The following is a 13633-nucleotide window of genomic DNA, read 5'->3' on the forward strand; positions in this document are numbered from 1 at the left end:
AAATTGACACTGTGATGTTAATTTTAAAAAAACTGTATCTGTTTTTATTTTAAATAGTTTTAGAAAATGAGCTTATTACAAAAGAGAACACTATCATGAAAATGTATCAAGTCGATGCTTTTACAAAAGAGTTATTTCGTGGCAATCCAGCTGCTGTGATTGTTGAAAAAGAGTGGCTAGATGCAGATTTAATGCAAAAGATAGCGCTTGAAAATAACTTATCTGAAACTGCTTTTGTAAAAATTATAGATTCTGAAAACTATGAAATTCGTTGGTTTACACCAACAGTTGAAGCTGATTTTTGTGGGCATGCGACTCTTGCCAGTGCTTTTGTATTATTTAAAGATTTTACTGACAAGAAGACCATTAATTTTCATGTTCAAAATTTAGGGCTTTTTATTGTTCAGCAAGATGAAGATGGCAAAATCAGAATGAATTTTCCAATTCGTAAGGCTGAAAAAGTGGAAGATTATCCAGCTATTTTACGACAAGCTTTAAGCAAACCATTTAAGGCTGTTTATCAAAATGTTCAAGCTTATATTGTTGAGTATGAATCAGTGCAAGACGTGTTAGATGAGCAGCCTGACATGAACTTACTTAAAGCCTTAGGTAAACGGACAGCTATTACGACTACAGATATGGATGTCGTAATCACTACAAAAGCAGACGAGCACTATGACTGTGTGTCTCGTTATTTTGCACCTGTTGCAGGCATTGAAGAAGACCCTGTTACAGGTTCGATTCATACCGCAATAGCGCCGTTATGGGCAGAAAAGCTGAGCAAAAATAATATTGTGGCTTATCAAGCTTCTAGCCGTGGAGGCATTTTATATTGCAATATACTGAATCAGGAACGTATTGAAATTGCAGGATATGGCAAACTTTATATGCAAGCAGAAATTTTTCTTTAAAATAAAAAGCCGTTTAAATAAACGGCTTTCTTTTCAAAACTTTACTATTAATGTCAGCTTAAATTACCTACTATACTCTTACAACTATTGATTTTTTATTATTCAAATTAATTGGTATTTCTATGTTCATGCAGTTTAAACAACTGACTCTCTCCCTATGTATTCTTGGTTTAAGTGCTGCGTCTTTTGCACAAACGACATTAGTAAAAAGTAAGCAAAATATTGAGGAATATAAATTAGATAATGGCTTTCGGGTAGTGCTTGCACCGAATGACAAAGAAAATAAAATCTTTATTAATACTATCTATTTGACAGGTTCTTTAAATGACCCACAAGGTAAAAGTGGCTTAGCACATTTACTTGAGCATTTGGCATTTAAAGGCACGCAAAACGTAAAGGGTGAAGAATTTCAGCGCCGTTTAGATCAATATACATTAATGACAAATGCGAGCACGGATTACTATTCAACCAAATATACCAATATTGTTCGTCCAGAAAAAAATGCGCTAGATCAAGTGTTGTACCTTGAATCTGAACGTATGGATAAATTGGTACTACAAGAAAAATTTGTTCCTTCTGAAATTGAAATCGTAAAGCGTGAACGTGAAGTCCGTATGGATCAGCCTTTTGCTGTCTTAATGGATCAAATGTGGAAATCGGCTTATGGAAACAAGTATTTAGGGCGATTACCGATTGGTGATTTACCTGAGCTTAAGTCTATTAAAATGCCTGAATTGAACCAGTTCTACCGCAGTTGGTATGCACCTAACAATGCGGTTATGGTTGTTTCAGGTAAGTTTGATAAGACTGATGTCTTAAAAACAATTGACCAATATTTTAGTCCTATTCCTGCGCGAGCTGTGCCGAAGCCTGTTCAAGTACCTGTCTTAGATTCTACAAAAATGAAGGATCGTGAGTTTGTAGTGAAAAAGGGCAGTGATTTGGCCAAATTCCATATCTATATGAATGGGAAAAACACTAAAATTCAGCCAACACTCGCTTTAGCACCAATGTTATATACCATGCAGCCAAGCGGTCATTTATATCAAAACATGGTTGAAACGGGTATTTCTACAGACGTTCAGGCATCAACATGGTTAGACCAAGATTTTAATGTCGTATTTTTAGGGGCGGTTTACTCACCAAAAAATGACCCTAATAAAGTTGAAAGTGCTTTACTCTCTGGAATAGAAAAGGGTAAGCCTTTTACAGAGACTGAGCTAAATCGCGTAAAAAGCTTAATGAAAACGCAAGGCGAGTTAGTTAATAAAGATGCCGTTGCTTTGGGTTCTCGTTTAAGTGATTACAGTGTAGCTGGTGGGCAATGGGACCAATATTTTAAAGATTTAGATTCAGTTGAGAAAGTGAAACTCAATGAAGTCAATCAAACCTTAAAACAGTTCCTTGTTGCTGGGCATCGTATTGATGGCGATATTTTGCCGACACCTGAAGATCAAAAGAAAGCATTGCAACTTGACCCTAAAGATAAGCCTAAAACTTTAGATCAAACCGATGTTAAACCAGAGCCTTTAAAAGACCCGAAAGTTTATCAACAAGAAGTTAACGAGTTTTTAAAAACCTCAAAGCAATATGCCGAAACTAATGAGAAAAAGATTAGCCGCGGGAAACTTAAAAACGGAATGAAGTATGCTTTGTTCCCCGTAGAAACTCGTGATGATCGTACCTATGCCACCATTACGATGGATTTTGGTACGGAAAAATCTTTATTCGATAAAGGCACGGTTGTTGATTTAACTTCATATTTATTACTGCGTGGCTCTGACAAATATAGTTTGCAAGACATTGCAGATAAATCGATTGATGCAGGTGGTGCAGCTTATGCAAGTGCCGACGGTAATGGCATGACTATTAACATTCAATCTAAAACTGAAAAGTTTGATGAATTTTTCAAGTTTGTTTTAGAGGTCATGAAAAATCCTAAATTTGAACAATCTCAATTCGATTTAATTAAGTCTCAAAGCTTATCGAGCCTTGATCGTCCTTACACAGAACCAGATGTTGTAGCCGGACTCACATTATCGCGTTTAATTGAAGAATACCAACCAGGTGATTTGCGTTATCACTTCGAACCTGAGCTGGCTAAAAAACAATTGAAGAATGTGACTCAAGAGCAGATCAAAGAGCTATATCAGCATTTCTTTGCAATGAACCATGCGCAAATTGCGATTACGGGTGCATTTGATGAAAAGAAAATGAAAAATCTCTTGAATCAAGAGTTTGGGAGCTGGAACAGTAAGCAACCATACGAAAAAATCTTAATTAAACATGTCGATTTTCCTGCTCAGAAGGTACATGCTTTATCTGAACAACGCGAGTTTGGTAGTTATCAAAGTATAATCACACTACCAGTTGGGAAAAACCATCCTGACGCACCTGCATTAATTTTAATGAATTATATTTTAGGTGACTCTCAAATCTCATCACGGTTGGCTCAAGAGCTTCGTGAAAAAAATGCATTGGTATATGGTTTTGGAACAGGTCTACAACTTGATCAGGATACCAATGTTGGTGCGTTAAGTATTAGTGCAAATTATACGGCTGGGCGTTCAGTACAAGTTTCTGATTCAGTTCATAAGGTATTAAATGACTTATTAACGAAGGGTATTACTGAGCAAGAGCTTGCAGCAGCTAAAGCAGATCTCATGAAGAAACGTGTTACTGCATTAGAAGATGAGCGCAACATTCACGGTATGTTAAATATTGAGCTTGAGTCGGGTAAAACATTACTTGACCGCGTTAAGCACGATCAAGACTTAACTAAGCTGACCGTTGCCGATGTGAACGCAGTCATTAAAAAATATATTAAACCTTCAAACCTTGTGGAAGTGATGGCTGACCAATATGGCCAAGCGCAAAAGCAATAACTAACTTATCAAATAAAAAGCCACATGAAGTGGCTTTTTATTTGAGTATTTAAAACTTATTAATGATCATGATCATGTTTGTGGGCATGGAAATCTTCATTCTTACGGAAACGTAAGTAGTTTTCGAACTGTTCACAATACTCATCAAAGTTATCTTCGAGCATCATTTGAAATTGCTGAAGCAAATAAGACATCACTTGCTCTTTTGCATCGCGCATTTCATTGCCATCTTTAAAATTGTTTGCAGCCACCCACGTATTAAAACGGGCAGTTGCAAATAACATGGCTGCACTCACTTGGCCGCGAAGCTCAGCAGGGTCAGGCTTTTGGCCTTTAGGCGGGCGACAAAAATCATTCGCTTGTTTAATGAATTCATCCGCACGCTCAAAGAAAACAGCATTTAACGCTTCTTCTTCAGTAATATCTGTTGCATTAATCTTTTGAGACATGACATATTCCCGCAAAAATAGAGCTGCTTATTATAGGCAAAGCCTTGCGGAAACAAAACCTTTGCCTTAGTCTGTAAATAGCCTAAGTGTTGGAAGTTCTAATTATGCAAGATGCGATAGCCGTTCAAAGTTTAAAAACAGACATTGCCCTATTACGCCAGCATATTTTTCCACCCCAATATTTGGAACATGTAGAAGGACTGCCAATTTATTATGGTTTACAAGACGAAGTCTTGGCTTATTACCAACAATGGAAAGATTTAATAGAAAGGGCACAAGAGCTTTTTCAACCTTTTATGGAAGATGAGTTATCAGATGCAATTCATTTACCAAGCCATCTGAACTTACCATTATTCTTTTTTCATGTAGACCGGATTCGTATTAATAAAACACGTGCTAAAGAGTCGAAAACTTTTCGTGGTGTGGCAAGTCTTATTGAAAAATGCGGTCAGTTCGAAACAGATCAGATTTTTACCATGCAAGAATGGTTGCAGAGTGATGATACGGCAGCACTCGTTGCTCACCGTGAATTTATCGACTTGAGAACTTATGTGTTCCAGCATGGTCAAAGTGAATATACACGTTCACGTTTTTATACCAATGGTATTGTGCTAGGGGTAGAGCCTCACTTTGAACTTGTCGATGCCCGAGATAAACCAAGAAAGCAGCGTAGCGATAGCTATAATGACCCGTTAGCAGATAATGGTGTATGGAAAGTATTTGGTAAATACCGATAAGATAAAAAGTCGCGACATCTATGTCGCGACTAAAGATACTTACCAAAAAGTTTTTACTTGATTAAATTTTTGCAAAGCTTCGGCAGACTGATTTTGTAAATAAGGTTGTTTAGCCTTAATCCATCCTAGAGCAAACCAAAAGTGCGGGTCGTGTTCAATTGCTTTATTAAATAGATCTTCAGCTATAAACAAATCGTTATATAGTCCTAAAGTATTTTGCACAGGTTGCAATTTCTTTAAAAACTGTTGAACATTTTTAGATGGATATAAGCTTGATATAAATTCGATGCAGTAACGTAGCTGTTTAGCTTTTTTACGTATCTTGTGCTGTTCAGTTACTTCGAGTTCATTGAAATCTTTAGCGTGACTCACAACTTGGTGATGTAACTTATCTAAGCTTTTCTCTATCTGCTTTTTAAATTTTCCTTTGGTACTTTGGCTATCTTCTTCTGAATAAGCAAATGCCAGTAATGCGAGTACAAGCTTGACGGTTTCTGCCGATTTGAACAGTGTGGCAAGATCTTTTAATGGCTCCTCTGAGATTGGAAGTAAAAGCTCAGGTGAACCATGTTGCACAATCATCGGTAAAATTTCAGTACGAATAGCATCTACGTCACGCGTGTTTCCAAGCTTGCGGAAAAGTGCTGCAATTTGCTCTTCCCAAGCAGGGTTTAAATCGTCTGACCATCCCGAAAAATGATGAAGTGCACTGCGTAAACGACGTAAGCTTACACGTGCCTGATGGATATGCTCAGCTTCGGCGACGTTATCGGCAATTGCAGCCATATTCGGTAAGAATTGTCCTAAACAGTTTTCTACAATTTTTTTGAGAGCTTGTTCTGCTGAAATATTCTTATCTAAGCTCAAGTTTTTTGCGTGAACAGCAGGTGAAACGGCTTTTCCTAATGCGAGTAAATTACCGCGTTCGGCTTTACTTCTAACATCGAGCCATAACTCATAACGATTAATCCATTGCTGTGCAAATTGAATCAGTGTTTTAACAGCACCTTGTTTAAGTTCAAACTCAACTTCACAAATTTTACTTTGGGTTGTTGCCGTTTTTACTACGCCGTCATCAAGACAGACTTCAATAGCAGTGTCATCGGCTTCAAATACATGATAAGTACGTTGTACATCTGTCTCAAACTGTAAGCTTAGCTTTTCGACTTCAGTGCCTAAAGCTTCAGTAATTAAATCTGTGACTGCTTTATTATCTTCATATAGATTAATGTTTAGTTCGGGTTCTTGCTCGCATTTACCTAGAAAAACTTCTTCTTCAACACGGTGTAAATGACTTTGACCAACTGCTTTAAAGGTTTGTACCCACAAATCATTTTCTTTACGTAAACGTAGGGCCATACCATTTTTTGCGAGTAGACGGTCTGGTGTATCGTAATATTTGGCCTGCAAGTGAATATGCTGTGCTTTATGCTTTTTTAAGTATTGTTGAACAGATTTTTTCTTCGATTCAGGTAACTGAAACTTAAGCTCAACTTCAACCATAATGTATCTCCCTGAATCAGTTATTTAAACTATCTTGAATGAGTATAATAGCTTAGTACTAAAAGTAATGGTTTTGATAGAGAAAGTTACAATCAAACATATGACGCTACACTTTTATTTAGGTGTACAATCAGGTGCCGTTTTGATCAAATAAAAATCAGGAAGATGATCGTGAATGCACCAGTAAACTTTAGCCATGAAGCTCAGCCAGAGTTTGAATTACCGATTAAAAACTATCAGGAATTTTATCATTTTTATTTAACTGAACACCGTAACATTATGAGCCGACGCTTACATGTGGTGGGCAGTAGCATAGGGATATACTTTTTTTCAAAAGCCATTCGTAAGAAACAGGCCAAATACGCACTTTATGGTTTAGTGTCTGGCTATGCATGTGCATGGGTTGGACATTTTGTATTTGAAAAAAATAAACCTGCCAGTTTTAAACAGCCTCTTTATAGCTTTATTTCTGATTGGCGAATGTTATCTGATGTGGCGACTGGTCGATTAAGTTTGATTGATCGTAAACACGATAAAATTCCGAGTTAATTTTTTATTCCTATTTTAATATACCGATTGGTACTGGTAAGCCTATATCAATCGGTACTTATGATGTCCTATAAATCCGTTATACTAGCGTAGTTTTTAAAAGCGAGAGTAGAGTATGCGCGGTTTATATCTCATTACCAATGATGACCCAATCCAATTATTATTAGAAAAATTAGACGCCGCACTCGCAACCCGTCAGGTCGCAATTTTACAGTACCGCCGTAAAAAAGTAGAAAAAACTGACCAGCCTGCTGAAGTTGAACAGATCAAGATATTGTGTGAAAAATATCAGGTTCCTTTTGTCATTAATGATGACCTAAAACTGGCCGCTCAGTTTGGTTTAGGTGTGCATTTAGGACAAAGTGACGGTGAAATCACAGATGCAAAATCGAAACTTCCTGAAGGTGTCATTATTGGCCGTACTTGCCTCAACTCTTTAGATCTTGCTCGAAAAGCAATTGTCGATGGCGCAACTTATGTTGCCTTTGGTGCTGTGTATGCAACTGCCACAAAACCAGAAGCAGGCAATGTCGGTATTGAAGTCATTAAGCAAGCAGCAGCTCAATATGATTTACCAATTTGTGCGATTGGTGGTTTAACTGTTGAAAACTCAAAACCTGTGATTGAGGCTGGAGCTGACCTCTGCGCAGTCATTAGTGATATATTAGGTCGATCAACTGCTGAAATTCCTGCCCGTGTACAAACGTGGGCACAATTATTTTCTTAAGCTTTCAAAATTATTTTTTAGATATTTAAGACGAGCATTTCCATGAGTTTATCTCCAAAGCAAGAACAGTTATTTAAACAAGCCAGCAAACACATTCCTGGTGGTGTGAACTCTCCGGTACGTGCCTTTAATGGCGTTGGAGGAACACCGGTTTTCATCGAGAAAGCTAAAGGTGCCTATTTGTGGGATGTGGATGGCAAGCGCTATGTAGATTATGTTGGCTCTTGGGGACCGATGATTTTGGGTCATGCTCATCCAGAAATTATTAAAGCGGTACAAACAGCAGCAGAAGATGGGTTAAGTTTTGGTGCACCAACCGTACACGAAACGACTTTGGCAGATATTATCTGTGAAATCATGCCATCAATTGAATTGGTACGTATGACGAACTCTGGTACAGAGGCGACTATGACCGCTATTCGTTTAGCGCGTGGTTATACTGGCCGTGACAAAATCGTGAAGTTTGAAGGTTGTTACCATGGACACTCTGACTCACTTTTAGTAAAAGCGGGTTCGGGTTTACTTACTTTAGGCGAGGGTGAGCCAACTTCAAAAGGTGTTCCAGTCGATTTTGCTAAACATACTTTAACGCTGCCTTATAATGATATTGCTGCATTAAAAGAGTGTTTTGCCAAATTCGGTCATGAAATTGCGGGCGTTATTATTGAACCTGTTGCGGGTAACATGAACATGGTGAAACCAATTGACGGTTTCTTACAAGCCATTCGTGATGTGTGTAATGAATATAAATCTGTATTTATTATTGATGAAGTAATGACAGGTTTCCGCGTTGCATTGGGCGGTGCTCAGTCAGTTTATAATGTAAAACCTGATTTAACGACTTTAGGTAAAATTATTGGTGCTGGCTTACCTGTAGGCGCGTTTGGCGGTAAGCGTGAAATCATGGAGTGTATCGCACCATTAGGTGGGGTATACCAAGCAGGAACGTTATCTGGTAACCCACTTGCTATGCGTGCGGGTATCGAGATGTTTAAACATTTACGCCAACCTGACTTTTACAGCAAATTATCTGCCCAACTTGAAAAGTTACTTGCAGGCTTACAAGCAGCAGCTAATGAAGCGGGTATTCCATTTAAAACTCAGCAAGCTGGCGCAATGTTCGGTCTTTACTTTACCGATCAAGAAGATATTACAAGCTTTGACTCAATGTTGGCATGTGATATTGAAGCTTTCAAAAAGTTCTTCCATGGCATGTTAAAGCGCGGTGTAAACTTGGCACCGTCAGCATTTGAAGCAGGCTTTATTTCATCTGCTCATTCTGATGAAGATATCGAATATACGATTCAGGCTGCAAAAGAAACATTCGCCGAAATGAAGTAAGCAAAAAAGCCCGTGTTAAACGGGCTTTTTAATTTGAGCTTTTTTATATTTGTAGAGAACAATGTTTTATCCTTTACCTCGAAAAATCCAATTAGCGCCAAGTACTTCAAACTGGTCTATTGAATCTACGCATAGCATTTTACTCATGGTTGGGTTAAACGAGCTTGAAAATGACGCTGACTGGATGAACCAGCCATTAGCCGATCATTTAGAAATGCTAAGTAAAAGAGCACAGGCACTCGAAATTCCAGTCATGATGATTCAGTCATTTCAACTTCAACAGGTCATGTTACAGCTTGGGCAACAATTGTCATCAAACACTCAAGCACAAGTGATAATAACTGGAAATTTATCACCGTTGTTTAAGCAAGTGATGCAGCTTGTTTTATCTATTACGGATTATGTAGCTATTGTAAATGATGCGATCTTAGCGGGTAGTTTAGAGCAGCATATACAATGGATTGAAAAAATCAGTTTTGACTCCATTCAACATATAAACACACAGACTTTAATGCGCTTATGGTCTTTAAGTGCGCCGTCTGAATATATTTTGTCGGATAAAGGAATCTTATTGGCAATTGCTGAACAGGTGGGGCGACACCCCATGGAGATTCATCCTGAAATTGATTTACGAAACTATGGTTTAGATCAGTCTGCTGTGAATTATCTGGTCGAACTTTGGCGTGCGAATGGTGCGAGCTTAAGCGCTGAAGAGGTAATGCAAGCACCGACATTGCAGCATATTATGCAGTTATTGAAGCCTTGACTAACTATAGACTCCAAGTGATCCATAATATTTGCAAATTATGCTGTTAATTTACCCGAACGGCATTGTAATTCGGACGTAAGCTTTTTATTATTGCCCGCTTGTTTTTCATCTTGCCTTGGGAATACAACTTTGAGTGATTTTCTAAGTGAACATCTGATCTATCGTGATGATGATTTTATGGTGATTCATAAACCTTCGGACATCTTGAGTGTTCCTGGTAAAGGTGATTTACATGATAGCGTTTTGACAAGGTTGGTTGCGATTGAACCTAAAACTTTGCTCATTCATCGTCTAGACCGAGATACTTCAGGTATTTTAGTATTTGGTTTATCAAAGCGCGGTCAAAGTGCGATTGCGCGTCAATTTCAAGATCGTCAGACTTCAAAAATATATGAAGCGCTTGTCGCAGGTCATTTAGAGGGTGAGGGAACTGTTGATATTCCTGTAGTCTATGACCCAAGTCGACCACCGTTGCATATTGTCGATGCTTCTCATAACAAACCTGCTTTAACACACTGGCAGGCGATTGAACATTTCCAGATTCAGGGACAACCGGTTACGCGTGTCAAATTAACACCGATTACCGGACGTTCTCATCAACTCCGTGTACACATGCAATATCTGGGACATCCGATTGTAGGTGATACATTGTATGCAACACCGGAACAATTACTTGTTCCTCGTCTGTGCTTGCATGCTAAACAGTTAAGCTTTAATCACCCTGTTTCAGGGGAATCATTAACGTTTGACTGTCCTGTACCGTTTTAATGTAAAAACTTTCAATGAGTAATTTTTGTAGCGAAACAATTTAATTGGTTTCTGCTGCAAAATTTTGCTTTAAAGACTACATAAAAAGATGCAAAAATAAGCTAATTTGCATCGTACAATATGTAGTGCGAACTTGAGAAAAAGGTGGAAAAATTGCAGCAGTATGCTATTGGTCAACGTTGGCTATCAGATACAGAGACTGAGCTCGGTTTAGGCGTTCTTATTGATGTAGATGAAAGATCTGTCAGCATTTTATTCCCCAAAAGTGATGAAACGCGTGTCTATGCACGTAACAACGCACCGTTGTCTCGCATCATCTTCAACAAAAATGATGAAGTTCAAGATCAAGAAGGCCAGAAGTGGATTGTTGAGACTGTTGAAGACCGCCATGGTGTTTTGCGTTATAACGTTGTTCGTACTTTAGAAAATGGCGAACAAGAACGTAAAGCGCTCAATGAAACTCGTATTGGTGCACAAATTCAGTTGTCAAAACCTTTAGATCGTTTGCTGGCAAGCCAGATCGATTATAAAGAGTGGTATGACCTACGCATTGAAGCAATGCTCATGCAATCGCAAATGCAAACCAGTCCTTTACGTGGCTTGGTTGGTGCGCGTGTAGGTTTAATCCCACACCAGCTTTATATTGCACATGAAGTTGGTAAACGTTTCGCACCACGTGTTTTACTTGCCGATGAAGTAGGTTTAGGTAAAACAATTGAAGCTGGTTTAATTATCCACCAACAGCTTAAAACTGGCCGCTCTGAACGTATCCTCATTTTAGTCCCTGATTCATTGCAATATCAGTGGATGATTGAAATGCGTCGCCGTTTCAACTTGCAATTTTCTCTGTTCGATTTAACCCGTACTGCGTCTATTAAAGAACATGATCCAGAGCTTAACCCGTTCTTAACTGAACAATGTATTATTGCCAGTGTAGATTTGATGGTGGACCATGACGATTTACGTGAGCAAGCACTAGAAGCTGGTTTCGATTTACTCGTTGTCGATGAAGCGCATCACTTAATGTGGAGCGAAGAAGAAGGCGGTAATGATCGTTACGATTTAGTTGAAGAACTTGCTGAAAATACAGCGGGTGTATTGTTGCTTACAGCAACACCTGAACAGCTTGGTGTAGAAAGTCACTTTGCACGTTTACGCTTGTTAGATCCACAGCGCTTTAGCAGTTTAGAACGTTTCTTAGATGAAGAAGCGCAATATCAGCAAACTGCTCAAGTTGCAGAAGTACTTATGTCGGATGAACCTTTAACTCAAGAGCATTTAACCGCTTTAGAAGGCTTATTGGGTCATTCAATTGAAGATCAGCCTGAACAACGTTTCAGAGCGATTCATGAGTTGTTAGACCGTCATGGTACAGGTCGTATTTTATTCCGTAATACGCGTGAAGCGATTCAAGGCTTCCCAGGCCGTGATTGCCAACCAGCACCTTTGCCAGCGCCAGAAGACTGGTCAAAAGACGGTAAATTACGTGAGCAAATGTGGCCAGAAGAAGCACAACTTGATGGTTCATGGATGCAAAATGACCCACGTGTGCCATGGTTAATGGAAATCTTGCGTAAAGAACTTAAGCATAAAAAGGTTCTTTTAATTGCACGTAGTGGTCCTGTTGTTGAATCTTTAGAAAGTGTACTTCGTTTGCATGCTGGTATTCGTACTGCAATGTTCCATGAAGGCATGAGTCTACTTGAGCGTGACCAAGCGGCTGCTTACTTTGCAGAAGAAAGCTATGGTGCTCAAATTCTACTATGTTCTGAAATTGGTTCAGAAGGCCGTAACTTCCAGTTTGCAAGTGATCTGATTTTATTTGATTTGCCTGCAAACCCAGACGTTTTAGAACAACGTATCGGTCGTTTAGACCGTATTGGTCAAGAAAACCGTATTCAAATTCATGTACCTTACTTAATGGGTACTGCCCAAGAGCGTATGTTCCGTTGGTACAACGAAGCGTTGAATATTTTCAGCAATATTTCTCCGACAGCTCAAACGCTGCAAGAGAATTTTATTGTTGAATTAAAAGACTGCTTACTTTCAGACCAAGGTCAAACCTTTGAAGATTTACTCGAAGAAGTCAATGTTCAACGTCAAGCTTTAGAAACAGAGTTACAAGCTGGTCGAGATCGCTTGCTTGAATACAACTCATGTCGTCCTATCGTTGCACAAGAAATTGTTCAAGCTTTAGAAGACTACGATGACAACACAACATTACCTATGTTTGTGAAGCGCTTTATGTCTTCAACTAATATTGATTTTGATGAGCAAAGTAACGGTACTGTGATTATTCGTCCGACAGACCAAATGCAAGTGCAAGGTTTGGCATTAGACGAAGAGGGCATGACTGCGACGTTCTATCGTGATCAGGCGCAAATGCGTGAAGATGCTCAATATCTGACTTTAGAACATCCGTTCATTGAAAGTGTCATGGAAATGATCCGTACACAATCATTTGGTAGTACTAATGTTGCTGTTCTTAAGTCAAACGCATTAAAGCAAGGTTCTGTATTACTTGAAGTTTGGTTTAAAGTTGATGTAGTTGCACCAAAATCTTTGAACTTGCCATCAAGCTTACCGAAACAGCTCGTTCGCGTGTTGTTAAGTGAAAATGGTCAGGACTTATCTGAAAAGATTGATCCAACCATTTTAAAACCATATTTGCATCATTTAGATGGCAATAGCTGTCGCCAAGTGGTTAAAGCTCGCCGTGAAGTGATTGAAGAGCGCTATAGACAAGCACTTGATATTGCTAAAGTCGGCTTGCCACAGCTTCAACAGCAGGCAAAAGAGCATTATGGTAATAAATGGCAATACGAGATTGACCGTTTAACGTATTTGAAACAGTTCAACCCAAGTATTCGTCAAGACGAAATTGAGCGCTTACAGAAGTTGCAAAAAGAAGGCTTGAGCTTACTCGATGGCTTAACAGTAACTCCTGAAGCAATTCAGGTACTTGTTGTTGTTAAACCATAAATAATGAGTCAT

11 protein-coding genes are annotated in these 13633 nt (G+C 38.7%); 9 read left to right on the top strand and 2 right to left on the bottom strand.

Annotated elements, in window-relative coordinates; all coding sequences use genetic code 11:
* Positions 1-95: 95 nt before the first annotated feature.
* Together NE363_RS05110 and NE363_RS05115 are read left to right on the top strand one after the other, a co-directional pair.
* Complete coding sequence (locus NE363_RS05110; protein ID WP_445535956.1) at positions 96-911, top strand: PhzF family phenazine biosynthesis protein; 816 nt, start codon at positions 96-98, stop codon at positions 909-911.
* A gap of 122 nt (positions 912-1033) precedes the next feature.
* Positions 1034-3796 (top strand): M16 family metallopeptidase, encoded by a 2763-nt coding sequence (locus NE363_RS05115; protein ID WP_445535957.1) that lies wholly within the window; start codon positions 1034-1036, stop codon positions 3794-3796.
* Positions 3797-3855: 59 nt separating this feature from the next.
* Here the strand turns inward: NE363_RS05115 and NE363_RS05120 are convergent, their stop codons facing one another.
* A complete protein-coding gene (locus NE363_RS05120; RefSeq protein WP_004700075.1) occupies positions 3856-4245 on the bottom strand; it encodes a DUF3144 domain-containing protein in 390 nt (129 codons plus the stop codon).
* Positions 4246-4349: 104 nt separating this feature from the next.
* Between NE363_RS05120 and NE363_RS05125 the strand changes: the two genes are divergently transcribed.
* Positions 4350-4982, top strand: a complete 633-nt coding sequence (locus NE363_RS05125) for a hypothetical protein (RefSeq protein ID WP_445535958.1) — start codon at positions 4350-4352, stop codon at positions 4980-4982.
* A 39-nt stretch (positions 4983-5021) separates the two neighbouring features.
* Here NE363_RS05125 and NE363_RS05130 read toward each other — a convergent pair whose 3' ends face one another.
* A complete protein-coding gene (locus tag NE363_RS05130; protein WP_445535959.1) occupies positions 5022-6485 on the bottom strand; it encodes a CYTH and CHAD domain-containing protein in 1464 nt (487 codons plus the stop codon).
* A 165-nt stretch (positions 6486-6650) separates the two neighbouring features.
* On the opposite strand from NE363_RS05130, the gene NE363_RS05135 reads away from it, so the two are divergent.
* The 6 genes from NE363_RS05135 to rapA all read left to right on the top strand — a co-directional run bounded on the left by NE363_RS05135 (position 6651) and on the right by rapA (position 13621).
* Positions 6651-7034, top strand: a complete 384-nt coding sequence (locus tag NE363_RS05135) for a DUF962 domain-containing protein (RefSeq protein ID WP_348887603.1) — start codon at positions 6651-6653, stop codon at positions 7032-7034.
* A gap of 115 nt (positions 7035-7149) precedes the next feature.
* Positions 7150-7761: a thiamine phosphate synthase gene (thiE, locus tag NE363_RS05140; RefSeq protein ID WP_445535960.1), complete on the top strand. Its 612-nt coding sequence runs from the start codon at positions 7150-7152 to the stop codon at positions 7759-7761.
* A gap of 42 nt (positions 7762-7803) precedes the next feature.
* Positions 7804-9102, top strand: a complete 1299-nt coding sequence (hemL, locus tag NE363_RS05145; RefSeq protein WP_445535961.1) for a glutamate-1-semialdehyde 2,1-aminomutase — start codon at positions 7804-7806, stop codon at positions 9100-9102.
* 61 nt (positions 9103-9163) lie between these two features.
* Positions 9164-9868 (top strand): acyl carrier protein, encoded by a 705-nt coding sequence (locus NE363_RS05150; protein ID WP_445535962.1) that lies wholly within the window; start codon positions 9164-9166, stop codon positions 9866-9868.
* 132 nt (positions 9869-10000) lie between these two features.
* Positions 10001-10639: an RluA family pseudouridine synthase gene (locus NE363_RS05155; protein ID WP_445535963.1), complete on the top strand. Its 639-nt coding sequence runs from the start codon at positions 10001-10003 to the stop codon at positions 10637-10639.
* 144 nt (positions 10640-10783) lie between these two features.
* Complete coding sequence (rapA, locus tag NE363_RS05160) at positions 10784-13621, top strand: RNA polymerase-associated protein RapA (protein WP_191001299.1); 2838 nt, start codon at positions 10784-10786, stop codon at positions 13619-13621.
* Positions 13622-13633: the final 12 nt, after the last annotated feature.

The organism is Acinetobacter sp. G18 (genome assembly GCF_052660225.1).

Bases quoted from the DNA above. Each gene is read 5' to 3' on its own strand.
- NE363_RS05110 (WP_445535956.1), top strand. From the start codon at position 96: ATGAAAATGTATCAAGTCGATGCTTTTACAAAAGAGTTATTTCGTGGC.
- NE363_RS05115 (WP_445535957.1), top strand. From the start codon at position 1,034: ATGTTCATGCAGTTTAAACAACTGACTCTCTCCCTATGTATTCTTGGT.
- NE363_RS05120 (WP_004700075.1), bottom strand. From the start codon at position 4,245: ATGTCTCAAAAGATTAATGCAACAGATATTACTGAAGAAGAAGCGTTA.
- NE363_RS05125 (WP_445535958.1), top strand. From the start codon at position 4,350: ATGCAAGATGCGATAGCCGTTCAAAGTTTAAAAACAGACATTGCCCTA.
- NE363_RS05130 (WP_445535959.1), bottom strand. From the start codon at position 6,485: ATGGTTGAAGTTGAGCTTAAGTTTCAGTTACCTGAATCGAAGAAAAAA.
- NE363_RS05135 (WP_348887603.1), top strand. From the start codon at position 6,651: ATGATCGTGAATGCACCAGTAAACTTTAGCCATGAAGCTCAGCCAGAG.
- thiE (WP_445535960.1), top strand. From the start codon at position 7,150: ATGCGCGGTTTATATCTCATTACCAATGATGACCCAATCCAATTATTA.
- hemL (WP_445535961.1), top strand. From the start codon at position 7,804: ATGAGTTTATCTCCAAAGCAAGAACAGTTATTTAAACAAGCCAGCAAA.
- NE363_RS05150 (WP_445535962.1), top strand. From the start codon at position 9,164: ATGTTTTATCCTTTACCTCGAAAAATCCAATTAGCGCCAAGTACTTCA.